The 25,129-nt window shown below is 30.4% G+C and carries 17 protein-coding genes and 1 pseudogene; 11 read left to right on the plus strand and 7 right to left on the minus strand.

From position 1 onward, the window contains the following. The first annotated feature begins 10 nt into the window (after positions 1-10). Positions 11-1,309 (plus strand): threonine synthase, encoded by a 1,299-nt coding sequence (gene thrC / locus Q4487_RS13725; RefSeq protein WP_303543340.1) that lies wholly within the window; start codon positions 11-13, stop codon positions 1,307-1,309. Here thrC and Q4487_RS13730 read toward each other — a convergent pair. Next, positions 1,306-1,956: an SDR family oxidoreductase gene (locus Q4487_RS13730; protein ID WP_303543338.1), complete on the minus strand. Its 651-nt coding sequence runs from the start codon at positions 1,954-1,956 to the stop codon at positions 1,306-1,308. The two genes, thrC and Q4487_RS13730, sit on opposite strands and share 4 nt — an antisense overlap. A 238-nt stretch (positions 1,957-2,194) precedes the next feature. Here Q4487_RS13730 and gcvT point away from each other — a divergent pair, with 238 nt between their 5' ends. The 4 genes from gcvT to Q4487_RS13750 are packed head-to-tail and all read left to right on the plus strand — an operon-like array spanning position 2,195 to position 5,395. Then, a complete protein-coding gene (gene gcvT / locus Q4487_RS13735) occupies positions 2,195-3,280 on the plus strand; it encodes a glycine cleavage system aminomethyltransferase GcvT (RefSeq protein WP_303543336.1) in 1,086 nt (361 codons plus the stop codon). A 6-nt stretch (positions 3,281-3,286) separates the two neighbouring features. Then, positions 3,287-4,201 carry a glutaminase gene (locus Q4487_RS13740; protein WP_303543334.1) on the plus strand — a complete coding sequence of 305 codons (915 nt, stop codon included), beginning with the start codon at positions 3,287-3,289 and terminating at the stop codon, positions 4,199-4,201. 15 nt (positions 4,202-4,216) lie between these two features. Next, positions 4,217-5,050 carry a sugar nucleotide-binding protein gene (locus Q4487_RS13745; RefSeq protein WP_303543332.1) on the plus strand — a complete coding sequence of 278 codons (834 nt, stop codon included), beginning with the start codon at positions 4,217-4,219 and terminating at the stop codon, positions 5,048-5,050. Positions 5,051-5,107: 57 nt separating this feature from the next. Beyond that, positions 5,108-5,395, plus strand: a complete 288-nt coding sequence (locus Q4487_RS13750) for a 4a-hydroxytetrahydrobiopterin dehydratase (protein ID WP_303543330.1) — start codon at positions 5,108-5,110, stop codon at positions 5,393-5,395. Between the two features lie 43 nt (positions 5,396-5,438). On the opposite strand, the gene Q4487_RS13755 is transcribed toward Q4487_RS13750, so the two are convergent. Further along, positions 5,439-6,389 carry a bile acid:sodium symporter family protein gene (locus Q4487_RS13755; protein WP_303543328.1) on the minus strand — a complete coding sequence of 317 codons (951 nt, stop codon included), beginning with the start codon at positions 6,387-6,389 and terminating at the stop codon, positions 5,439-5,441. Positions 6,390-6,545: 156 nt separating this feature from the next. Between Q4487_RS13755 and Q4487_RS13760 the strand changes: the two genes are divergently transcribed. Continuing rightward, a complete protein-coding gene (locus Q4487_RS13760) occupies positions 6,546-7,310 on the plus strand; it encodes an exodeoxyribonuclease III (protein WP_303543326.1) in 765 nt (254 codons plus the stop codon). Between the two features lie 74 nt (positions 7,311-7,384). On the opposite strand, the gene Q4487_RS13765 is transcribed toward Q4487_RS13760, so the two are convergent. From Q4487_RS13765 to Q4487_RS13780, 4 genes are read right to left on the minus strand one after another with little or no spacing between them, the layout of a single operon-like run. After that, positions 7,385-8,764: a TlpA disulfide reductase family protein gene (locus tag Q4487_RS13765; protein WP_303543324.1), complete on the minus strand. Its 1,380-nt coding sequence runs from the start codon at positions 8,762-8,764 to the stop codon at positions 7,385-7,387. 14 nt (positions 8,765-8,778) lie between these two features. Then, complete coding sequence (locus tag Q4487_RS13770) at positions 8,779-9,861, minus strand: TlpA disulfide reductase family protein (protein WP_303543323.1); 1,083 nt, start codon at positions 9,859-9,861, stop codon at positions 8,779-8,781. A 38-nt stretch (positions 9,862-9,899) separates the two neighbouring features. Beyond that, on the minus strand, positions 9,900-11,306 hold the full coding sequence (locus Q4487_RS13775; RefSeq protein ID WP_303543321.1) for a RagB/SusD family nutrient uptake outer membrane protein: 1,407 nt from the start codon (positions 11,304-11,306) through the stop codon (positions 9,900-9,902). Between the two features lie 12 nt (positions 11,307-11,318). Further along, positions 11,319-14,765 (minus strand): SusC/RagA family TonB-linked outer membrane protein, encoded by a 3,447-nt coding sequence (locus Q4487_RS13780; protein WP_303571897.1) that lies wholly within the window; start codon positions 14,763-14,765, stop codon positions 11,319-11,321. A 128-nt stretch (positions 14,766-14,893) separates the two neighbouring features. Between Q4487_RS13780 and Q4487_RS17065 the strand changes: the two are divergent. Beyond that, positions 14,894-14,950 (plus strand): annotated as a pseudogene (locus tag Q4487_RS17065) (hypothetical protein); the annotation flags it as partial. Here Q4487_RS17065 and Q4487_RS13785 read toward each other — a convergent pair. Further along, complete coding sequence (locus tag Q4487_RS13785; RefSeq protein ID WP_303543317.1) at positions 14,947-16,119, minus strand: FecR family protein; 1,173 nt, start codon at positions 16,117-16,119, stop codon at positions 14,947-14,949. The pseudogene Q4487_RS17065 and the gene Q4487_RS13785 overlap by 4 nt on opposite strands. A 102-nt stretch (positions 16,120-16,221) precedes the next feature. Here Q4487_RS13785 and Q4487_RS13790 point away from each other — a divergent pair, with 102 nt between their 5' ends. From Q4487_RS13790 to Q4487_RS13805, 4 genes are all read left to right on the plus strand, one after another. After that, the gene (locus Q4487_RS13790) at positions 16,222-16,824 is read left to right on the plus strand and encodes an RNA polymerase sigma factor (protein ID WP_100895355.1); all 603 of its coding nucleotides are present in this window, start codon (positions 16,222-16,224) and stop codon (positions 16,822-16,824) included. A gap of 255 nt (positions 16,825-17,079) precedes the next feature. Beyond that, on the plus strand, positions 17,080-19,407 hold the full coding sequence (locus tag Q4487_RS13795; protein WP_303543315.1) for a polysaccharide lyase 6 family protein: 2,328 nt from the start codon (positions 17,080-17,082) through the stop codon (positions 19,405-19,407). A gap of 3 nt (positions 19,408-19,410) precedes the next feature. Beyond that, positions 19,411-21,672, plus strand: coding sequence for a heparinase II/III family protein (locus Q4487_RS13800; RefSeq protein WP_303543313.1), 2,262 nt, complete (start codon positions 19,411-19,413; stop codon positions 21,670-21,672). A gap of 346 nt (positions 21,673-22,018) precedes the next feature. Continuing rightward, the gene (locus tag Q4487_RS13805) at positions 22,019-25,126 is read left to right on the plus strand and encodes a TonB-dependent receptor (RefSeq protein WP_303543312.1); all 3,108 of its coding nucleotides are present in this window, start codon (positions 22,019-22,021) and stop codon (positions 25,124-25,126) included. Positions 25,127-25,129: the final 3 nt, after the last annotated feature.

The following is a 25,129-nucleotide window of genomic DNA, read 5'->3' on the forward strand; positions in this document are numbered from 1 at the left end:
TACCTTAAAAATGAATTATTACTCGTTAAACAAAAAAGCTCCTAATACTACATTTAAAAATGCAGTAGTTAAAGGTTTGGCTCCAGATAAAGGACTATACTTTCCGGAAAGTATTACACCTTTACCTACAGATTTCTTTAAAAATATAGATAACTTATCTTATACAGAAATTGCTTTTACTGCCATTAAACAATTTGTTTCTCCAGAAATTCCTGAAGATGTTCTTAAAACTATTGTAGAGGAAACATTATCTTTTGATTTTCCTGTAGTTCAGTTAGATAAAAATATATCTACACTAGAACTTTTTCACGGGCCAACAATGGCTTTTAAAGATGTTGGAGCACGCTTTATGGCGCGCTGCCTTGGTTATTTTAATAAAGATAATACTAATGAGGTTACTGTGTTGGTAGCTACATCAGGAGATACTGGTGGTGCTGTTGCAAATGGCTTTTTAGGTGTAAAAGGTGTAAATGTTGTTATCCTTTACCCTAGCGGAAAAGTAAGTGATATACAAGAAAAACAGCTTACTACCTTAGGTGAAAATATTTCTGCTTTAGAAGTAGATGGTGTTTTTGACGATTGTCAAGATATGGTAAAACGTGCATTTTTAGATGAAGAGTTAACCAGCAAAATGCAATTAACTTCTGCTAATTCTATTAATGTAGCGCGTTGGTTACCTCAACTTTTCTACTTTATGTTTGCCTATAAGCAGTTACATAAAACTCATAAAAAAATAGTTTTTTCTGTACCAAGTGGCAATTTTGGTAATATATGTGCTGGTATGGTTGCACAAAAATTAGGCTTACCTATTTACCATTTTATAGCATCTAACAACCAGAATAACGTTGTAACCAACTATTTAGAAACCGAAGATTATAATCCTAAACCATCTGTGCAAACTATAAGTAATGCAATGGATGTTGGCAACCCAAGTAACTTTGTACGTATACAGGAGTTACATAAAAATGATTTTTCTGCCTTAAAAGAAAATTTATCGTCTTTTAGTTTTACTGATGAAGAAACTAAAAATGCATTAGCTACTATTTACAAAGAGCACAACTATGTAGCAGACCCACACGGAGCTGTTGGCTATTTAGGTTGCAAGGCGTATTTAAATAATAATGATGATACACATTGTGTATTTTTAGAAACAGCGCACCCAACTAAATTTTTAGATGTGGTTGAAGAAGTAATTAAAGAAAAACAGCCATTGCCACCGCAAATACAGTCAGTAATGCATAAAACAAAAGTAGCCACCAAAATTGACAGCTACAATGAGTTAAAATCTTATTTACTAAAAAATAATTAAGCCTTAATAGTAGAGAATTTATCTAATGCTTTACCAATTAAAGTGTCACCTTTAATAATTTCAAAGGTAGCTTTGTTGGCAACATCATCATTTAGTGTTCTCACCAATGTTTGTGCAACATCGTTTCTACTAATTTCACCACTTTTATTTAACTTTTCTTGGAGCTCTATTTCATTATGGGGCTTCTCGTTAGTTAAAGATCCAGGGCGTACAATACTATAATTTAGTCCGCTTGTTTTTAAATATTCATCTGCATTGTGCTTTGCTTTTAAATACTCTTGCAATTGCTCTGCTTCTTCAGGCTTATCTGCTCCCATAGAACTTAACATTACAAACTTTTTAATGTTATTTTTTTTAGATGCATCAATTAATCGCTTTGCTCCTTCTTGGTCTACCTCTATTACTTTTTTTCCACCAGACCCTGCAGCAAACAAAACTTTGTCTACATTTTCTACTTTGTTAAATACCTTATTAATATCGCCCTCTAAATCTCCAAGAACTGTATCTATTTGTTTTGCTTTAAAATATTCTTTTTGCTCTTCTTTTCTAACCATTGCTATAGGGTTAAAATATTGAGATTCTTTTAAAAGGTTCACTATTTGTTTTCCTGTGGTACCATTGGCACCGGCTACTAATATGTTTTCCATACCCTTAGTATAACTTTCAATAGTGCCAATTCCTAGTGTTTTAACTAGTTTAACGTTAGTTTAATATAAATTAACAAAGTAGTTAAGGGTATAGTTTACTAAAGAATTACTCTTAAAAGTTACAGTTACATCAACCTAAAAACAACTTATTTTAATGCTACAGCAGATTTATAAAACAAACAATTTTCGATACCTTTGACAAAAAACTAACAATAGTCTAATTATATAAATTGTTTTAATGAAAAATACTGCATTATCATCTACTCACGAAGCTCTTGGCGCTAAAATGGTTCCTTTTGCTGGTTATAATATGCCTGTTTCTTATGCTGGTGTAAATATAGAACACGAAACTGTACGCAAAGGTGTAGGTGTTTTTGATGTATCTCATATGGGTGAGTTTCTAATTGAAGGTCCAAATGCTTTAGATTTAATACAAAAAGTTACTTCTAACGACGCTTCTAAATTAGTTATAGGAAAAGCACAGTATAGCTGCTTACCTAATGAAACTGGTGGTATTGTTGATGACCTTATTGTTTATAAACTTAAAGATGAGCAATATTTACTAGTTGTTAATGCTTCTAATATAGATAAAGATTGGAAACATATTTCTAAATACAATGAAACTATAAATGCTGAAATGCGTAACATATCTGAAGGATATTCGCTTTTAGCTATACAAGGTCCTAAAGCTATTGAAGCTATGCAGTCTGTAACATCTGTAGATTTAGCTGCTATTAAATTTTATACTTTTGAGGTTGCCGATTTTGCTGGCATAGATAACGTAATTATATCTGCTACTGGTTATACTGGTTCTGGAGGATTTGAAATTTACTGCAAGAATGAAGATGTTAAACAAATTTGGGATAACGTTTTTAAAGCAGGTGCAGATTTTGGTATTGCTCCTATTGGATTAGCTGCTAGAGATACCTTACGTTTAGAAATGGGTTATTGTTTATATGGCAATGATATTAATGACACCACTTCTCCTTTTGAAGCTGGTCTTGGTTGGATTACCAAATTCACAAAAAACTTTGTAAATAGTGAAGCATTAGCTGAGCAAAAAGCAAATGGTCCTACACGTAAATTAATTGCTTTTGAACTTACTGAAAGAGGTATTCCTAGACACGATTATGATATTGTAGATGCCAATGGTACTAAAATAGGTATTGTAACTTCTGGTACTATGTCTCCTTCTTTAAACAAAGGTATTGGCTTGGGCTATGTACCAACAGAGGTAGCTACAGCTGGTTCTGAAATTTATATACAGATTAGAAAAAAAGCAGTTGCTGCAACTGTAGTAAAATTACCTTTTTACAAGGCATAATTTTTTATGACAGATTTTAAAGGCATTATCAACAACATTCATGACCACCTTAGTAAAGAGGAGGTTAAGGGTGTTGTTGCTAGTTATATACCAGAACTATCTAAACAAAGTGTAAATAGCCTTGGTATTTTTTTACAACATTTAAACGGCGATTCTTTTGCGGCTGGTGATGCAGATATTCCGTTTTCAATACAAAGTATTTCTAAAGTTTTAGCGTTGTCTAAAGCAATAGCCTTTGAAGATAACCGTATTTGGCAACGCGTAGACGTAGAGCCATCTGGTAACCCATTTAATCATTTATCTCTCTTAGAACTAGAAAACGGCATTCCTAGAAATCCGTTAATTAACTCTGGTGCTTTAGTTGTTGCAGATATTTTAGTTACACATTTAAAAAACCCTAAAGAAGATTTTTTAAACTACGTAAGAACTATTGCCAATGACCAAACTATTAATTACAATAAAGATGTTGCTGCATCAGAAAAAAGAACAGGCTACAAAAACTTTGCTGCAGCTAACCTATTAAAATCTTTTAGCAATCTTAAAAATAATGTAGAGGATGTTTTAGATTTTTATTTTCATCAATGCTCTATAGATATGACTTGCACACAATTAGCCAAAGCATTTTATTTGTTTGCAAATGGTGGTAAATGCGTAAACAATGTACAACAAATACCTGTTAGCCAAGCAAAACGTATAAATGCCATTATGCTAACTTGTGGTTTTTATGATGAGGCAGGTGAATTTGCTTTTAGAGTAGGCTTACCAGGCAAAAGTGGTGTTGGCGGAGGTATTGTTGCTTTTTTACCCAATAATTTTATTATTTCTACTTGGGCTCCAGGTCTTAATCCTAAAGGAAATTCTTTATTAGGAATGCAAGCATTAGAACAATTTACGACTCAGACTAAGCTCTCTATTTTTTAAGACGATAACTGAGTAATGAAAGAGAAAAAATCTAAAAATAGAATATTAATTCTAGGTGCAAGTGGTTTTATAGGTAATGCTATATATAAGGAGCTATATGCCTTTTATGATACTTATGGTACTTATTGCTTTAACGAAAAAGAATTTAAAGATAACGGTCAGTTTTTTTATTATAATGTTGAAGAAACAGATATATACGAATTATTAGAAATTGTAAAGCCAGACTATATTATATCTGCCATACGTGGTAATTTTGCAGCACAAGTATTGGCTCATCAACATATAGTAGAATATGTTGCCACACACAAAACCAAGCTCTTATTTTTATCTTCTGCTAACGTTTTTGATGCTTATAGCAAATACCCATCATACGAGTTAGACAAAACTTTATCTTTAAGTATTTATGGGCGCTTAAAAATTAAGATTGAAAATATGCTACTTAGGCTACCTAAAAGCAAAGCCATAATTATACGTTTACCAATGGTTTTTGGTAACAACACTCCCAGAATTAAAGAGATTAGAACTCTACTACAAAATAAAGAACCAATAGAGGTTTTTCCTAATTTGGTTTTTAATGTTACGCATATAAACAAGCTTACCCAGCAATTGCATTACATTATTAATCATAAAAAAACTGGAATTTTTCATTTAGGAAGTAAAGATTTAGTGCATCATGAAGATTTTATAAAAGAAATAATTTCTAAAATTGGATTATATAATCCTGTGTACAAAAGAGTATTTACATCTAATGAAGACAGGTATTTAGCTGTACTACCAAAGAGTAACAAATTACCAAAACATTTACGTACAACATACCAAGATACTATAGACCATCATCTTTTTTCTTAATAATAGATATAACGTTGCTACTTCTTGTAACTTTGTAAAACACTAAATTTAATACTGATGCAAAAATATACAACAGAAGAAATAACGAGTAAATTAAACAATTTAGATGGTTGGGATTATAACGATGGTGCTTTAGAAACTACTTTTGAATTTAAAAATTTTAAAGAAACCTTTTGTGTAATGACCCGTATTGCTTTTGAATGCGAATTACAAGGCCATCACCCAGATTGGACCAATGTATACAACACATTAACCATACGTTTAAATACGCACGATGCAGATGGTGTTACAGAAAAAGACTTTGTACTAGCCAAAACTATTGAAGAAATAATAGATAGCGAGTAGCTTATAATATGAATAGAACCTAGCCATTATGTGCTAGGTTTTTTTATACTTTTCTTTTAGCTAATTTACTTGCTATTACACTTATAATTAAAATTTGAATTGCATGAAAAAGCATTACAGGTAATAACATTATTCCTATAATTGCCATATTACCAAATATAATTTTAGAGAAAACAGTACCGTGTACTAATGACTTTTTTGTGCCACAAAATTGTGTTGTTATCTGATCTTCTGTATTAAAATTTAGCTTTTTAGCTATAAAGCCCGTGCTTAAGTAAGTAATAGTAAAAAGTACTAGTACACCAATTAAAAGTAAAACTAAATCTAAAACAGAAACAGCACTAAAAATATTGTTTTTAAAAGATGATGCAAAACTCTTATATATTATTAATAAGATAATAGACTTATCAAACAAGGTAATTTTACTACTGTGTTTTTGCGCAAATGTTCCAAAGTAACGCTGCAATAATAAACCAATTACTACAGGTGCTATTATTTGCACAATTAGCTTGGTATAAATATCTATAAAACTAAAACTTGCTTGTTCATTAGTAACAAATAACCCCATCCATAAGGGTGTAACTAAAATACCTATTAAGCCAGAAATACTTGCATTAAAAATGGCTGCGGGCATATTTCCTTTGGCAATAGATACCATAACTACAGAGGAAGAAACTGTAGATGGCAAGGCTGCCAAGAAAAAGAAAGCCAACCAAATAGTTTCTTGTTCTTGACTTTGTAAAAATGGCTTAACCAATAAAACCAACAGCGGAAATAATAAAAAAGTAGATGCTTGTATTACTATATGTAGTTTCCAGTTTTTTAATCCGGCTTTTAACTTAGACGGACTTAATTTTAATCCGTAGAAAAAGAAAATTAAAGATATACCAACACTGCTAATTGTATTTATGACATAATTTGCTCCCCATACAGGAAAAAAATATGCCAAAAGAATTACAGCTATTATAAACAATACAAATTTGTCAACCTTCATAATCAATTTTTCTAAAATACAATATTAAGCACTTGTTGCTTCACTTTTAAAATAATATCACTTAAAATACGCTTATTTTTAAGGTTAAATCAATTCAATTTTTTAATTTCAACCTAGAAATATAATATTCTATTTTAAACCCTAAAGTATAAACTAATGCATATAGTATCTTGGAATGTAAATGGTGTACGTGCTGTTGTAAAAAAAGAGTTTTTTGAATCTGTAAAATCTATGAAACCAGATATTCTTTGTTTACAAGAAACTAAAGCACAAGACAATGAGGTTGCCAAGGCACTTTCTCCATTAGAAAACTTTAATTTAGCGTCTAATTCTGCTGATAAAAAAGGGTACTCTGGTACTGCAACATTAAGCAGTACAGAACCTATTACTGTTAAGGCGGATATTGGTATAGAAGAACATGATACAGAAGGCAGAGTCCTTTGTACTGAGTATAAAAATTTTTACTTAGTAAATGTTTACGTACCTAATTCTGGGCAAAAATTAGATAGGTTAGACTACAGGAAACAATGGGATAAAGATTTTTTGAGCTATTTAAAAGACTTGGAAAAGAAGAAACCTGTTATTGCTTGTGGAGATTTTAATGTTGCACACACAGCCATAGATTTAAAAAACGATAAAAGCAACTATAATAAAACTGCTGGCTATACACAAACAGAAATAGATGGTATGGATAATTTTATTGCTGATGGATTTGTAGATTCTTTTAGACTACTACATCCTGATGAAGTTGCCTATACATTTTGGAGTTACCGTTTTAAGTCTAGAGAACGAAATACGGGTTGGCGTATAGATTATTTTTTGGTGAGTAAATCTATTGAAGATAAAATAAAGGAAGTTACTGTTTTTAGTGACATAATGGGATCTGACCACTGCCCTATTGGTTTAAAAATTGATTTTTAATAAAGGTATTAAACACATAAAACGCCTATAGAATAAAAATTTCTATAGGCGTTTTAATTTTTAAAAAAATGTAGCTAAACTCCTAGTTCTTCTAATAAATCTATTAATTTTTTATCTGAAGGTCTTGGTGCATTGCTTTTCACAATTTTTCCTTCTGGATCTATTAAAATAAACTTAGGTATAGCTTTTATAATATAATCTTTTGCGAAATCTGAATCAAAAGAATTGTCTGCATACAACTGTACACCTCCCATTTTTTTATCTGTAACCATTTGTTTCCACTTATCGTGGTCCTTATCTGCGTCTACAGAAATACTTACAAACTCTATATTTTTACCGTGGTATTGTTTTTCTACTTCTTGTAAATAAGGAACCTCATATAAACAAGGTCCACACCAAGTAGCCCAAACATCTATATACACATATTTACCTTTAAAATCTTCTAAAGAAGTTGTTCCTCCTTTATGGTTCTCGTAGTTGGTAAATTTAGGAGATATTTCTCCTGGCACAGTTAATTGTAAATTATTATACAAATCTGTAATTACTTTTTTATCCTCTTTATTAGTAGAGAATTTCATAAAGTTATTATAATATGTGGTTCTATCCTTTACATACGTTATAGAGCCAGAAGCAACATCTATTAAAAGAGAATTTCTTATAAAATCGTTTTTATTAGTTCCTAAAGCATTTAAGTAAGTAATATTATAATCTTCTCCTTTTTCACTCGCTTTTTTTGCTATATTTTGATAATGTCCTCTAACCAGATTTTGATATGTTTGTGAATATTTATAATCCTCCTCTAGTTCATATGACAAACTTTCTGTTTCTTTTAAAAAACTATTAGATACTGTATAAAGAGAATCTTTTGCAAAGTACCTGTGCATTCTTTGATGCTTTAAAAGCATATCTATGTAATAATAGTTTAAATCTCTTTTTTCTAACTCTATAAAGTTTTTATTAAATTCTGGATTTTCATCTAGCTTTTTAATTAAACTTTTCTTGTAGGATGCTACTTTGTTTTTATAAGCATCTTCACCTAAAGCATAAAATTTTTGTCCTGCTTCGCCGTAAAACTGTTCTTTTTCTTTAGATTTTAAGATTAAAAAATTAGTCTCAGGCGCACCAATACCAGTAACAGTTAAACTATTTTTAAAATTAGTTGCATTCGCATTAATGTTAATATTGTGACCTTCTTTTATGTAAACCGGAAAAAAATATTTACCTGCCTGAATATCATAAGCTCCAGTATCTAACACTAATGTGTCTGTAAAAGAACCATCTTTATTTAATGTTATTTCCTTAACTGGTTTATAATTTTTTTTAACTTTTAAGCTAGGTACAGATGCATTTTCTATTTTACCAGAAACTATAACATAATCTATAGTTTCTGGCTTAGTATTTTTACAAGACGCTATTAAAAACGAAGCACAAAGTATATATATTATTTCTTTCATTTTTAACTATTAGATTATTTTTTAAAACCATATTTTGCAAGCTCTTCCCAGAGTTTTTCTTCATGAAAGTTACCTCTAGAAACAATAATACCTTCTGGATCTATTATAACAATGTGAGGAATTGCCGTTATGTTAAAACTATTAGATACTTCTTTGGTGTCTAGCAATTGTATCCAAGGCATTTTTTCTTGCTCTACAGCTTTTTCCCAATCTTTTCTTACAGCATCTGTAGATATACTAACAATCTCTAAATTTTTATTTTTAAATGACTTATGTATTTCTTTTAGATTAGGAATTCCTTGACGACAAGGACCACACCAAGACGCCCAAAAATCTATTAAAACATACTTACCTTTATAATCAGATATTTTAAAATTGCCTTCTTTCTCTGCATAAGGAATTGTAAACAAAGGAACTTTTTGACCAACTGCAGTAGTTAATTCTGACTTAAGTCTTTTATCTAAAGATGTTAAGTAATAAGAATCTTTAACTGCTGGGGAGAAACCATTAAGTATTTGTTGTAGTGTTACTGCTTTTGCTGCCCAAAACTCCTTATTAATTATTGCTGGCAAAACATAACTATTAGGGTACTTGTCTATAGCTGTTAATAAAGATTGGGCATAGTCTGCCATAAAAATAGAATCATTAGTTGCTAAATTTCTCTTATATTTTAAGTTAGACATTCTTTGGTATCCCAACTCTTCACTAATACTTAAAAACTCTTTTTGGTACTCATTTTCATCAATTATAAATTCTCCATTTTCTAGTTTAATATTTATAGCTATGGGGCCCGTAAATACTTCTAACCTATAATTTTTATTGGCCAATTGTATATTTACATTACGCAGTACTTTAGAGCCATCTAACTTTAGTATGGTTTTAGAAGAGTTTATATCTTTAGTTATTGTTAACCTCTCTGCCTCTTCTCTAGAAGATAGACTTTGATATGGGTAAATTACTACTTTACCTTCTTTTACTTCTCCTGTTTGTATTGTAATAACACATTCTTGTGTTTTACTAACTTTTTCTTTTGACTGACAGCTAACTACACTGCATAGAAATACAGATAGCATAAGCGCTATAAATTTTATTTTCATATTAAATGTGTGTTTTTTTTAAAACATAAGAGATTAAATTAATCTCTTATGTTTTCACCTATTTCTGGTGTAGCGTTAATATATTTTCTTGCAATTGGTAAAGCCCAGTTGTTACCATTGGCCTGTAAGCTGTATGTTTGTCCGTTTAAGTTTCTAGACAATGAAATATTTGCATTATCAAACTCATTGTAACGTTTAAGATCAAACAAGCGTAAGCTAGCGCCCGCTAACTCCATTCTTCTTTCATTCTTAACTATATTTAAAACCTCTGTTTTATCTGTACTTACTAAAGGTGTGTACGTTCCTGTTTTAAATCTATTTTCTCTAATTAAGTTTATATCTGCTAAAGCCAAGTCTAAATTATTTAGGCGTGTATTGCACTCTGCTCTAATTAATAACACTTCTGGTACTGTAAAACCAGAACCTCTATAGTTTGTAAAAAATGGTGCACCTAGTACATAGCCATCTTCAGGGATACCAAAAAAGAAAGAAATTGGAGAAAACATTGTTTTACGTAAATCATCATCTTGATACATAGAAAATAATTCATCGCTAGCAATTAATAAATCATATTGATTAGGAGATCCTTTAACCCATAATAATTGTTTGTCATTTTGTGGTTGATCTAGATATAAAACATCAAAATAAAAACCATAATCATTATAATTATTTATGGCATTGTATATTGCATATGAACTATTTGCTGCTTTTAAAGCTTTATCATACTCTGCCATATACAAATAAACTCTTGCTAAAAACGCATAAGCACTAGATTTAGATGGCCTGTGTTTGTGGTTATTAGATTCTGGTAGGTCTGGCAAATAAGGTAAAGAACTCTTTACATCTTCTATTATTAAGTTGTAGACTTCTTGTACTGACTTTCTAGATAAATCTGCCCCTTCTAGATTAGAGTCTAAACGCATTGGTACTCCTGGGTTAGAAGCTGCATTTTCATTATAATGCAAACCATACATATTTACCAAAGCAAAATAACTAAATGCTCTTTGTATTTTTGCTTCTGCCAAAATTTCTAATTTTTCTAACTCAGACCCATTTTCAGCAGACATTATTTCATCTATAACAATGTTTGCTGGGTATATTTGCCCATACAATCTTGCCCAATCGCCATCTTCTTCATTAGGTAAATATAAATCGTTATCCCAAGTATATTCTCTTATAGCTTGTGGAGAAAATTGATTTAATGTATTGTCATTAATTGTAAAATCATCAGACATAAGATCTGTGTTGGCATACGTAACTCCAAAACCAGGAGAAATTTTAGGAAACCCTTCTCCGTTGCGGTCTACTTGATCTAAAAGCAATCTATAATCTGATACATTTGTAGGTATTACTTGCCCTTTAGGTTTAATATCTAACCATTCTTCCTTATTACAAGCTGAAATTAATACTAATACAAGTATTAATACTGAATATTTTAGTTTCATATATACTGTATTTTAAAAATTAAATGAAAAGTTTAGAGTAAAAGTAGGTGTGGTAGGTAAGACAAAACTTTCTGGATCTTCATTCCATTTATTAAAGTTTATTAAACCAATATTTGTTGCTTGTAAACTAACCTTAAAAGCATCTATCCCTGTATTTTTTAATACCTTTTTATCAAAATTATAACCAAGAATTATTTCTTTAAATCTAATGTGTGATGCAGAATCTACAAATTGATCTCCAGAAGCGTAATAAGAGTAACCTAACTTATAAGCATCAGAACGAAGCAATGGCAACCTAGGTATACTTGTAGTGTTCTCGTCTCCAGTATTTTGCCATCTATTTTCAAAATCTGAATGAATATTAGCTGTTATGTAAGATGACGCATTTGTATAATCTAGAATATTAGTGTTTCTAAATACGTGTCCTAACTTATAGGTAACTAATGTTCTTACATAAAAGTTTTTGTAACTAATATTGTTTACCCATGAACCATAATATTTAGGTGTTGTTGTACCGCTGTATACTAAAGCATCTGTATTTTCTATAGCAGCTTCTTCTAAGGTCCCAGCAACATTTACTTTGCCATCTACATTTACTAATTCTCCGTTTTCGTTTAATGTTAACGGATCTCCGTTTGCGTCTAAACCTGCAGATTTATAACTATAAATATATCTTAAAGGATTACCAACTAAAGGTTGCCCTCTTAAATATGTTGTTACTGTTTCCTCTGGAACATCTACTTTTGTAACTGTATTTTTGTTATGACTAAAGCGTAGTGTTGTATTATATTTAAGATCTGTTTTTTGAGCAACATTAATGTTCAAATTAACATCTACACCTTCGTTTTCCATTTCACCAACATTAATTGTGGCATTATTAAACCCATAAACAGACGGAAAAGAAACTGGAGATAATAAATCTGTACTTTTTTTATGATAATAATCTACATTACCACTTATGGTATTATTAAACAAACCAAAATCTATTCCTAAATTAGTTACATAAACTTTTTCTAAACGCAACTCAGGATTTTTAACATTTCTAATGTAAGCAAACTCTACATCTGTCACATAGTTTCTAGAGTTTCCTGCAATTAAATAAGGACCTGTATTACGGTCTACATTACCATTAACACCGTATGTACCTCTCAAAGAAAGGGTATTAAATACCTTTCCTTTAAAAAAACCTTCATTATTAATATCCCATTTACCACCTATAGAGTATAGAGGTATGTTTCTATAATCTTTACTTGCTCCAAACAAATTGGTATCATCTAATCTAATACTACCAGTTAATGTATATTTGTTTAAATAAGTATAAGCACCGTTTGCATAGTAAGATACATATCTATTTTCTTCATATGCTACAGATGATGGGTTTAATAAAGCCCTAGTAGGGTTTACTCCACTGCTTGTAACAGGCACCCTTTCTCCAAATGCTATAGATGCAGAAGTTAATGCTTGTGGATCAAAACCATATAATGTATTATTATTAAATGTATTTTTAACCTGCCTAAGTTCATACCCTGCTAACGCTGTTACTCTATGCTTATTATCATTAAAAGACTCGTTATAATTTAATTGTATTCTTCCTTGTCTTGTTTTATTTGTTGCATTGTTAAAACGGTAAATACTTCCTTTATTTACATGGTTAATAAATTCACCGTTTTCTACTCTTGTATATGTATTTACAAGGTCTCTAACATAATATGTATTTTCATTAAAAAGAGAATTTCCTTCTGAATTGTTCCACTCATATTGGTAAGATCCTCTAACAGATAAATTATCTAGTATTTTATAATCTACAGCAGTTTGTATACGTATAGAGGTACCTTCTATAGTATTATCTTTATTATTAAATTCCTGCATTAAATTATGATCCCAATTATATGGGTAACCACTTGCTACTTTTTCATCTTTAAAATCTTGTCCTAATCCATATGGTTGCGCTACTTGGTTGCCATTAGCATCTAAAATATTTTGGTATTGAAAAAGATTACTATAATCTCCGCTTGACATACCGTTTGATTCTCTTTTGCTAGAAGTAAAATTAAAATCATTAGAAATTGTTAGCTTAGGAGTTACGTTAAAAATGCCTCTTAAATTTGCAATTAGTTGGTCTGAGTCATTATTCTTAAAAAAATTATTATTTTCATTTTTATTGTATGATATAGAACTTCTATACATACTATTTTTTCCTCCTCCACTAATCGCAAAATTGTACTGAGACCAATAAGAATCGTTCATAAACAAGTCCTGAAACTCTTTACGACTATCTACTCCTCTTAAACTATTAATAATAGCATCTGCTTCTGCCTGGGAAATTAATCCTTCATTTAATTTTAAATATGTTTCTATACCTGCTCCTAATGCAGGCTGATTATTACCCTCTGGTAACAAACTCCACTCATTGTCTGCTCTATGTTTTTCAAACTCTAAAAAACTATTGGTAGAAGCATATTTTAAATCCTCTAAATTATTTTTGGGCGTTATAGAGTAGTTTGTTGAAAACTCTATTACTGGTTTTCTACTTCTATTTCCTTTTTTAGTAGTAATTACAATAACACCATTTGCTGCTCTAATACCCCAAATAGATGCTGCTGCGGCATCTTTTAGCACTGTAATATCTTTTACATCATTAGGGTTAATAGATTCTATACCCTGAGATATAGGAAAACCGTCTACAACAATTAATGGTGTAGGTGCAACTTCTAAAGAACCAATACCTCTAATTACTGGGCCGTCTACATCATCAAATAAAAGGCCAGACAATTCTCCTTCTATTTTATTTAAAATACTTTGCGACACTTTAGTATCTAGTACTTTAGAATCTACCTTGTCAAAAGAACCTGTAGCTCGTTCTTTTGATATTTTTTGGTAACCGGTACTTAAAACTACTTCGTCTAACTGTGTCGCATTTCTTTTCATTACAATATTTAAAGTAGTCTCTGTACCTACTATTTTTTCTACTGTATCAAAGCCTATATATGAGTACACTAAAGTATTACCTTTACTTACATTTATACTGTAATTACCATCAAAATCTGTAACAACACCATCTCTAGTTCCTCTTAGTAAAACTGTAACGCCTAATAATGGTACACCGTTTACATCTGTAATTTTACCTGTAATTTTTTGCTGACTTAAAGCTGGTTTAGAACTAATTATAATAGTATTGTTTTTTGTTAACGAAAAATGGTACCCTTTCAATTCAAAAAAGTTACTTAATAACTCATTGGTTCTTATACTTCCTTTTTTTACCACTATTGAAGGAAAGTCTTTAAATAAATCCTCGTGGTAAAGAAATGTATAGTCGGTTTGGTTTCTAATAATAGTAAATGCCTCGTCTACAGATATTACTTTGTCTTTTTCTATAAACACCTTGGCGTTCTGAGAAAATACTTCATTAGAAGTAAAACTAAATACGGTTGTACAAAATAGAAACAGAAATATTCTCATAATAAACTTCAAGACACCTGCTCTCTTTCGAAAGTAAATGGGGTTAATAATTTTTATTTTCATAAATTTGAGTGTTAGTTGGTTAAACCATTTGGTTAATTAATTAATAATTTTTTAAGGGACAGGGTCTTAACTTTCCACGGCATAGACTCTGTTCTTTTTTTTCGCTACTTTTTTATATTTAATTTAAGGTTACACTTGTTTTATTTATTTGATATGATTTAATAAATCCTGAATTTTTAATTGATAACAATATATCTTCTAAAGGAGAATCTTTACTAACTACTCCCATAAACTTAACGTCTTCTATCTCTTTATTAGTAAACTTAAAATCTACATTATACCAACGAGACAAGACTTTTGTTATCTCTTTTAGCGGCTTTCTTTTAAAACTAAATACTCCATTTTTCCAAGAGGTAACATCATAAACATCTACTATATTTTTAGCATACTCTTTATTGTCTACATTAAATGTAACTTGCTCATTTGGTTTTAAAATATCTTGTTTTGCATTTGCTGTTAGTGATACTTTGCCCTCTACTAATGTGGTATACACATAAGACTCATCATTATAAGCTTTAATATTAAACTCTGTTCCTAAAACCTCAACTTCTTGGTATTTAGATAAAACCTTAAACCTACTACCATTGTGTTCTGCGCTAGGAGATACATCAAAATAAGCTTCTCCGTACACTAACTCTACTTTCCTTGTCTCGCCACTTTTAAAACTTGTTGGGTATTTTAACTGAGAATCAGAATTAATCCACACTGCAGTACCATCTGCAAGTTTTACATAGTACTGCCCTCCTCTTGGTACAGTTAAAAAGTTATACTTTACTTGAGCTAATTCCTCACTCGTTTTTTTAGAGTAGATAAGTTTATTTTTCACAGCACTACTATTTGTGTTAGTATATACACTGTCTTTATGTAAAACTATATCAGAACCATCTTCTAAAGTTAAAATAGCCTTAGAAGAGCCAGGTAATACACTCTGCTCTTGAGATACAATTACATCATCAGCAATTTTAAAGTTTTTCTTAGAAATCCAATAATAACTCGCTAAACTCACCAAAACAGCAAATAAAGCTGCATATTTTAAAAACTGAAATTGCTTTTTCTTTTTTAAAATTTTAGTGTTACTATTTAATAACTTAAATAATTTTTCTTTTTCTTCTTCTGTTTGAAAATCTTTCATGTGATAATCAACTAAATAATTAGTCTTTATATAGCTTTTAAATAGTTCTTTAGTAGACTCACTTTTTAATGCGTCTAATAATTTATCTAAATCTTTTTTAGTGGTAGATTTTGATAAATACTTGGTTATTATTTTTTCTATTTTTTCTGATTTTGGCATTCCTATGCGCTTTTATATAAATGACGCAACTATTTAACACTACCCCAACGTTTTTTTAATTTTTTTTTTACATTGCAACGATTAATATTAATTTTTAACAAAATGAAAGAGATGTTTACTAATGAAAAAGAGTTAAAAAAAGAATTAAAAAATGGGAACGAAAAAGCGCTATCTTACTTAATGGATACCTACCACCACCCCTTATGTTTATACGTTTACAGCTTTTGTAATGATTCTGACGGAGCTAAAGATATAGTGCAAAATATTTTTATTAGACTTTGGGAAAAAAGAGATAAAATAGAAGCCATTACTTCTTTAAAAAGATTTTTGTACAAATGCTGTTATAATGAGTTTATTAGTCAATATAGAAAAGATAAAAAAATATTAGCTTTTGAAGTAGAACATGTAAATGCATTAGAAGAACTTATTAAAGATGAAAACGAAGCCTTATTGAAAAAGCAAATTGAATTACTAAAAATAGAAATACAAAACTTACCTCCACGCTGTAAAAAAACATTTTTACTAAGTAAAGAAGATGGACTATCTAATATGGAAATAGCGCATAAAATGGATGTTACTATTAAAACTGTAGAGGGCCAAATAACAAAAGCTTTTAAAATTTTAAGGTCTAAATTAGGAGATAAAATAAAACCTGTACTCTTTTTAATGTTTCGCTCACAAAAATACACCCCAAACATTTTTTAACTTTCTATAACTTTTCTGTTATAAAGTTAAATTTCTTATCTACATAATTTTTCCATTCATAAGAGTGATATCTTCCGCTACCTTAGTATTAACAAAGGACTAGCGTAAAATTAACACCTAAATAACGCATTATCAACTACATATTTTTAAGGCTTATTTTTTATGTATTTAATAAATTAAAAGCCAATAAATTACGTTTTTAATTTATAATTTTTATATTTGGTAAACCAATCTGGTTAACCAATTTATATTTTTATGCAAAAACATACGTTATATATAGCATTTATAGTACTTTTTAGTATTATATCTTGTACCGAAAAAAAGAATACAATATCTAATGTAGAACAATTTAACTCTGCAGTAAAAAAAGCACAACCTGGCGATGTACTAACACTAGCAAATGGTGTATGGAATAATACCGAGCTTCTTTTTGCTGCTAAAGGAACTGCAGAAAAGCCTATTACTTTAACTGTAGAAGAAAAAGGAAAAGTTACATTAGAAGGACAATCTAATTTACGTATTTCTGGAGAACACCTAATTATTAAAGGATTAGTTTTTAAAAATGGTTATACTCCTACTAATGAAGTAATCTCTTTTAAAGAAGATTCTAAAACACTAGCAAATAATGTTAGGCTAACACAATGTGTTATAGATAACTTTAGTAACCCAGAACGTCATGAACCAGATACTTGGGTTGCAATTTATGGTAAAAACAATAGAATAGATCATAATCATCTTTCTGGTAAAAAAAACAGAGGTGTAACTATGACGGTGAGACTAAATACTAAGGAAAGTCAAGAAAACGATCATAAAATAGACCATAATTATTTTGGCCCTAGACAAAACTTAGGTTCTAACGGCGGAGAAACTTTACGTATAGGAACTAGTCACTTTTCTAGAACAAACTCAAACACTATTGTAGAAAATAATTATTTTGATAGATGTAATGGTGAACATGAAATAATATCAAACAAATCTTGTCAAAACACATATAAAAGTAACGTTTTTTACGAATGTACAGGTACACTTACTATGCGCCACGGAAATAGAACAATGGTAGATGGTAATATTTTTATTGGTAACAACAAACCTAGTACCGGTGGCATAAGAGTAATAAATGGTGAACAAACTGTGGTTAATAATTATGGTATTGGATTAACTGGTTATCGTTTTAGAGGTGCGTTTGTAATAATGAACGGAATTTACAACTCCCCTATTAACAGATATGATCAAGCAAAAGATGCTGTTATAAAAAATAACACTTTTGTAAACAGTAATCATATACAACTTTGCGCTGGTAGTGATGCAGAACGTAGTGCTCCACCAGAAAACTGTGTTATGGAAAACAACATTTTTTATAATGAAAATAAAGATAATATTTTTACTGTTTATGATGATATAAGTGGTATTGCCTTTAAAAATAACATCATAAGTAAAAATATTAAACCAATTAGTGAAACTGGTTTTGAGGCTAAAGAAATAAGTTGGAACAAGAATGCAGATGGCTTGTTGGTTCCTGCTAATACTAATTTAAATACTGGAGCTACATTACCAGCTGCTATTCTAAAAAAAGAAAACACTGGCGTAAATTGGTACTCTAAAGAAGATACAACAGTTGCTTTTGGCTCTGGACAAACCATAAAAGTAAAAGCTGGTTTAAACACTTTGTTTGAGGCAGTAAATAACTCTTCAGCAGGAGATGTATTAGAACTTAGCGCTAACGAACCTTACACATTATCTAAAACAATAGCCATTAATCATCCTTTGAGTTTTGTTTCTAACTCAACAGAAAAACCAACTATTTTATTTGAAAAGAAAACACTTTTTGAAATTAAAAATGGAGGTAGTTTAAATCTAAAAGGAATTAATTTTGATGGTGAAAACGCCCCTGACAGGACAGGAAATTCTGTTATTACGACGAGTAAATATTCTATGAACAAAAATTACAAATTGTTTATAGATAATTGTGACTTTGTAAATTTAGATGTTAACCATTCTTTTGATGCTGTAATGGTTTACAAAAACACATTTGCAGATACAATTAGTATTAAAAACTCAAAATTTAATACTATTAGTGGCAATGTTTTGGCATTAGACAAAGAGACAGAGGATATTGGAATTTATAATGCTGAATATGTAATTTTAAAAAATAATAGTTTTAGCAATGTAAATGGTGCTGTTTTAAGTTTACACAGAGGCGGCAAGGACGAGAGTACTTTTGGGCCGTTTTTAGAATTAGACCACAATACTTTTGATGCTATTGGTTACGGTAAAAGAAACAAGTACAATGCCGCAATTAATCTTTATGGAGTACAAGTAAACACCATTACTAATAATATTTTTAATAAAACCAAGTCTTTAAAAATGCATTTGGTGGTTGGTGAACCTATTGTAAATATTTTAAATAATAATTTTTACAAGTCTGAAGGCTTAGAAATTACAGGAGACCAAAAATATAATGTAGAAAACTTATGGACCTTAGATCCTAGCTTTAAAGAGGGTTCTTATGCATTAACTACCAACTCTGACCTTGCTAGTAAGGCTACAGATGGTAAAAATTTAGGCTTAATTATAAACAACTAACTAATGGTTTTAAAAAAATACATCTGTTTTGTATTGGTATTAAGTCTTTTTGCTTGTAAAAAAGATAAAGTAACTGCTACAACAGCAACAGAACAAGCAACAACTAATCACCCAAGTTTAATACTAACTAAAGAAGGTGTAAAAAATATTAAAGCTCAGTTAGGAACAATTCCTTTGTTTGACAAAACTTTAGAAGATGTTAAACAAGAAGTAGATGCTGAGATTAGTAAAGGTATAGACGTTCCTGTTCCAAAAGATTTTTCTGGCGGTTATACACATGAACAGCACAAAAAAAACTTTCTAATACTACAAAAAGCTGGTGTGCTTTATCAAATTTTAGATGATGAGAAATACGCTGTATACGTTAGAGATATGTTTTTAGAGTATGCAAAGTTGTACCCTACATTACCTTTACACCCACAAGAAAGGTCTTATGCAAGAGGTAAACTTTTTTGGCAATGTTTAAATGACTCTAATTGGTTGGTATATGCTAGTCAAGCTTACGATTGTATTTACAATTGGTTATCTAAAGAAGAAAGAGAACATTTAGAAAACGATTTATTTATTCCGTTTGCTAATTTTATCTCAAAAGAAAATCCTCAATTTTTTAATAGAGTACATAACCACAGTACTTGGGGTAATGTTGCAGTTGGGATGATTGCATTGGTTATGGATAATGATGAGCTTTTGCAAAAAGCACTTTACGGATTAAAAACAGATTCTATTGCTGCTAATTTAAAAGATGATGATGGTGGATTTATAAAAAATAAAGATCAAAAAGTTGGTTTTTTAGCAAATTTAGATGAGCCTTTTTCTCCTGACGGATATTATACTGAAGGTCCTTATTACCAAAGATATGCTATGTACCCGTTTTTAATTTTTGCACAAGCATTAGAAAACAAAAAACCAGAACTTAAAATTTTTGAGCATAAAAACGCAGTGTTAACAAAAGCAGTAGAAGCATTAATAAACCTTACTGATAAAGACGGAGAGTTTTACACAATTAATGATGCGCAAAAAGGAATGTCTTACTACTCTAGAGAATTAGTAACCGCTGTAGATATTGCTTATCATTACGGAGGCAACAACCCAGAACTACTAAGTATTGCTAAAAAACAAAATAAAGTTAATTTAGATGATACAGGTTTAGCTGTTGCATTAGGTTTAAAAAATAATTTAGAGAAACCTTTTACAAAAAAATCTATTACTTTAACAGATGGTCCCAATGGTAAACAAGGTGGCATTAGTGTATTGCGTAACAACAATTTAGAAGTTATATTTAAATATACAGCACAAGGCCTTAGTCACGGTCATTATGACAAGTTATCTTTTTTTATGTTTAATGATGGTACAGAGGTTGTACAAGATTATGGCTTAGCAAGATTTGTTAATATAGAACAAAAAGGTGGTGGTAATTACTTAAAAGAAAATACTACTTGGGCAAAACAAACAATAGCACATAATACCATTATACAAAACCAAACTTCTCATTTTAATGGTAAGTATAGTTTAGGCAGTAAAAACCATTCTAACCAATACTTATTTAATGTTTCTAAAAAAATTACAGTAGTTAGCGCTAAAGAAAATAATGCATATCCTAACACAGAATTACACAGAACTTTGGCTATAGTTTCAGACTCTTTGTTTATTAATGAGCCATTTGTTTTAGATATTTTTAATGTTACTGGTAGCTCATCAAACAAGTACGATTTGCCTTTTTATTACAAAGGTCAAATAATGCAAACAAACTTTAAGTATACACAACAAGCTACATTAAAAACATTGGGAGACAAAAATGGTTACCAACATTTATTTGTAGAGGCTTTAGCAGATGCACCAAATAGTAATTTAAAATTTAATTGGATGCACAATAATGTATTTTATACATTAACATCTGCTACACAAGCAACAGACAAAATTATTTTTGCTAGAATTGGTGCTAACGATCCAGAGTATAACTTAAGAAGAGATCCTACTTTAATCATCAGAAAAAATAATACTAAAAATGCATTATACGTAAATGCCATAGAAGCACATGGTAGCTACAGTCCTGTATCAGAGTTCTCTGTAAATGCATATAGTAGTATAGCTAAAATAGAAACCCTTTTAAATAGTAAAGACTATACCGCAATACGTATTACAAATAACAACAAACAATCTAAACTATTTATTTTATCTAATACAAACCCAGACAAATCTACAGCACATTCAATCACAATAAATAATAAAGAATTTAATTGGGTAGGTCCTTACACTTACAATTAACATAATTTATTGATATGAAAAAAATAAAATGCCTTTAGCCCTAATATAGAGAGTTTTACAAAAAAACTTATTAATGATCGTTTTATTTTTTTTTAACAAAATTTTTGCATATATTCGAAAAGTATAAACTGGTTAACCAGTTTGGTTAACCAAATTTAAATAGAGCACAAAAAAAGGATAGGTGCACGCCTATCCTTTTACAAATACTTCTTTGGAGGGAAGTAATAAATATGTAGTATAAAAACATATTCTTTACAAAAGTAATGATTATTTGCTTTTAGCCTAGAGAAATGGTTTTTAAGTTACTACAGAACACTATTAACTCAATTAAACTAAACAATTAATTATGAACTTAAAAACAAAGCTAATTTTGGTGATAACGCTATTCTGTAGCGCTATTACTTTGGCTCAAGAAAGCTTCCCTATAAAGGGTACAGTGGTCTCTTCTGCAGACAACTTACCTATTTTAGGTGTAAACATTATCATTAAAAACACTGCTACAGGGACAACCACAGATTTTGATGGTAATTATGAAATTAAAGCAAAAAAAGGTGATATTCTTCAATTTTCTTTTATTGGATTTATCACAAAAAGTATCACTATTGCAGACCAAACTACTGTTAATGTTACCTTAGATGAAGACGCTAGTAAGTTAGATGAGGTTGTTGTTGTTGGTTACGGAACACAGAAAAAATCACATTTAACAGGTTCTATATCTAAAATAGTTAACGAAGATTTAGGACAAATAGCAGTATCTAGGGTAGATGACGCTTTGGTAGGTCAAGTATCAGGTGTAAACATACAAGCAACCGAAGGTGAAGCTGGTTCTGATCCAACGATTAGAATTAGAGGTACAGGTTCTATAACTGGTAACTCAGGACCTTTAGTAGTTGTAGATGGTGTTGTGGTTCCTAATGACTACTTAGGATCTTTAGATATGAATGATGTAGAATCTTTTGAAATATTAAAAGATGCTGCTTCAGGTGCAATTTACGGATCTAGAGGAGGTAATGGTATTATTCAAATAACCACAAAATCTGGTAAATCTGGAGAAACAAGATTTAGTTACTCTACATTAACTGGTATTAAAACTGCCAGACAAAGCGATGCCTACTACTCTACTGTAGCAGAAACTGCTGCTGCAGAATTACAATTTACACACGGTATATCTGACCAAACTAGATACAAGCAATTAATTGGCGTAGATACAAACTGGCAAGAAATTATTTTTGATGGTGGTGTAATTACTAATCACTCTCTAGGTATTAGAGGTGGTAATGATAAATTAAGATTTAGCACCAACTTAAACTACAATCATGATGAGGGTGTTTTACTTACAGATGATTTTAAAAAATATAGTGTTAAGCTTAGATTAGATTATGATGTTACAGATGATTTAACTATTGGTCTAAGTGCTACTCCTTCTTACACAGAACGTAGACGTTTTGATGGCTCTACCCATGATATTTTAAGACAACCATCTTGGTTACCTGTATATCATGATGCAAACACAATACAATTTGTAAACCGTGTACAAGACGGTGGCAAATGGGCAGATGTTCAAATAGGTGATTATGCTTTACAATATCATTTTGATGGTTACGATTTAGCAAATGGTGCTCCTGTAAATGCCAGTAGTGGTGGTACAAATATTAGTAACACTTCTAACACTAACCCCGCTGCAAAAATATTAGAAAGAGATCGTAGAGATTACAGAAGTAAAATTCTTGGTAGCTTCTATGCTAAGTATAAAATTAATGATGATTTAAGCTTTAAAACTACCTTATCTGGTGATTACCAAAGATACAGACAACAAAGATGGCAAGGTGTAGAATCTAACAGAAACGGTGCAAGTGCTGCAAAATTAGATAGTACAAACACTAGAACACAGCATTTAGCCTTAGATAACGTATTATCATACAATAAAACATTTGATAAGCATGATTTTGGTGTTGTTTTAGGTGCTTCTGGCGAAAAATATAAAACAGAGTTTGAAACTATTAGTTCTCAAGGTTATACAGATGATAGTTCTCGTTACATTAACCAAGACGATATTACAAACGAATATGAAGAAGAATACGAAAGTACTTTATTATCTTTTTTTACTAGAGTAAATTATGCTTATGCAGATAAATATTTAGCTTCTTTTAGCTTTAGAAGAGATGGTGCATCTGTATTTGGACCAAATAATAAATATGGTAATTTCTTTGCCGGCTCTTTGGGTTGGAACATTTCTAGAGAAAATTTCTTAAAAAATAGTGATGTAATTAACAACCTTAAATTTAGGGTTAGTTATGGTGTAACTGGTAACAACTCTTTTAGAACAGGAAACAACTTAATTAACAATTACCCTTATTTATCTTTAATAGACAACTCTATTGCTTCTGGTGTAACCGGCGGAGCTGTTACAAATGCTGCTAACCCTTTAAACATATCTAATCCAGATTTAAAATGGGAAAGACAAGTAGAGTTTAATCCTGGTGTTGATTTTGGTTTCTTTAACAATGTATTATCTGGTTCTGTAGATTACTACAAAAGAACTAGTGACCAGTTACTGTTAAACAACCCTATTGCATCTACAACAGGCTTTACAAATGCTCTTGTTAACATAGGAGAAGTAGAAAACTCTGGTATAGAAGTAGAATTAAGAACAAGAAATGTTGCTGGCCCTAAATTTAAATGGACTACAACTTTTATTACATCTACTAATAAAAATGAATTAACAGACTTTGCTGACTCTAACGGACAAATTCAAAATGTAGATTCTAAAAGAGCTGCAGAATGGATTAACTTAGAAGGTAACCCTATTTCATCATTTTATGGATGGGTTGTAGAAAGAGATATTCCTTTAGAATTTCTAAAAAACCCTTTTCATCCTGTAGGAGCAGAAGCACAAGATGTATATGTAAAAGATTTAAATGGTGATGGTATAATAGATGATGATGATAAAACAATTTTAGGAAATCCTTACCCTGAGTTTGTTTGGAGTATGTCTAATGACTTTAAAATAGGAAATTTTGACTTTAGTTTTATGTTTCAAGGAAGTCATGGAGCTGAAATAAGAAATATGGGAGATCAATATATTTTTAACCATTTTAATAGCTCTCAAGATTTTGTTACTGGTCCTACCGGAGACTATATTTTAGGTACTCCAAACCAAGAATTTATCAAACAAAAAATATTTACAAATGATATTATACAAGATGCATCATATATAGCATTACGTAATATAAACCTTGGATATAACTTTAGTAAAGATGTTACATCTCAATTAAAAATTAGAAGCGCTAGAATTTATCTTTCTGCACAAAATGTAATGTACCTAACAGCAGATAATTATACTGGTTTTAACCCAGAGTCTATTAATACAACATCTGCAACAACTTATGGTTACCAAAGAGCTGGTTCTCCTGTGTTTAGTACACTATCTGCAGGTATTAACATAGAATTTTAAACT

It is taken from the genome of Cellulophaga sp. 3_MG-2023 (assembly GCF_030546975.1).
GTDB lineage: Bacteria > Bacteroidota > Bacteroidia > Flavobacteriales > Flavobacteriaceae > Cellulophaga.

What these genes read in the sequence shown, in the direction of transcription:
- Q4487_RS13805 (WP_303543312.1), top strand. Translation starts at nt 22,019, where the DNA reads ATGAACTTAAAAACAAAGCTAATTTTGGTGATAACGCTATTCTGTAGC.
- Q4487_RS13765 (WP_303543324.1), bottom strand. Translation starts at nt 8,764, where the DNA reads ATGAAAGAAATAATATATATACTTTGTGCTTCGTTTTTAATAGCGTCT.
- gcvT (WP_303543336.1), top strand. Translation starts at nt 2,195, where the DNA reads ATGAAAAATACTGCATTATCATCTACTCACGAAGCTCTTGGCGCTAAA.
- Q4487_RS13750 (WP_303543330.1), top strand. Translation starts at nt 5,108, where the DNA reads ATGCAAAAATATACAACAGAAGAAATAACGAGTAAATTAAACAATTTA.
- Q4487_RS13785 (WP_303543317.1), bottom strand. Translation starts at nt 16,119, where the DNA reads ATGCCAAAATCAGAAAAAATAGAAAAAATAATAACCAAGTATTTATCA.
- Q4487_RS13740 (WP_303543334.1), top strand. Translation starts at nt 3,287, where the DNA reads ATGACAGATTTTAAAGGCATTATCAACAACATTCATGACCACCTTAGT.
- Q4487_RS13760 (WP_303543326.1), top strand. Translation starts at nt 6,546, where the DNA reads ATGCATATAGTATCTTGGAATGTAAATGGTGTACGTGCTGTTGTAAAA.
- Q4487_RS13795 (WP_303543315.1), top strand. Translation starts at nt 17,080, where the DNA reads ATGCAAAAACATACGTTATATATAGCATTTATAGTACTTTTTAGTATT.
- Q4487_RS13770 (WP_303543323.1), bottom strand. Translation starts at nt 9,861, where the DNA reads ATGAAAATAAAATTTATAGCGCTTATGCTATCTGTATTTCTATGCAGT.
- Q4487_RS13745 (WP_303543332.1), top strand. Translation starts at nt 4,217, where the DNA reads ATGAAAGAGAAAAAATCTAAAAATAGAATATTAATTCTAGGTGCAAGT.
- Q4487_RS13755 (WP_303543328.1), bottom strand. Translation starts at nt 6,389, where the DNA reads ATGAAGGTTGACAAATTTGTATTGTTTATAATAGCTGTAATTCTTTTG.
- Q4487_RS13775 (WP_303543321.1), bottom strand. Translation starts at nt 11,306, where the DNA reads ATGAAACTAAAATATTCAGTATTAATACTTGTATTAGTATTAATTTCA.
- Q4487_RS13730 (WP_303543338.1), bottom strand. Translation starts at nt 1,956, where the DNA reads ATGGAAAACATATTAGTAGCCGGTGCCAATGGTACCACAGGAAAACAA.
- Q4487_RS13800 (WP_303543313.1), top strand. Translation starts at nt 19,411, where the DNA reads ATGGTTTTAAAAAAATACATCTGTTTTGTATTGGTATTAAGTCTTTTT.
- thrC (WP_303543340.1), top strand. Translation starts at nt 11, where the DNA reads ATGAATTATTACTCGTTAAACAAAAAAGCTCCTAATACTACATTTAAA.
- Q4487_RS13780 (WP_303571897.1), bottom strand. Translation starts at nt 14,765, where the DNA reads ATGAGAATATTTCTGTTTCTATTTTGTACAACCGTATTTAGTTTTACT.
- Q4487_RS13790 (WP_100895355.1), top strand. Translation starts at nt 16,222, where the DNA reads ATGAAAGAGATGTTTACTAATGAAAAAGAGTTAAAAAAAGAATTAAAA.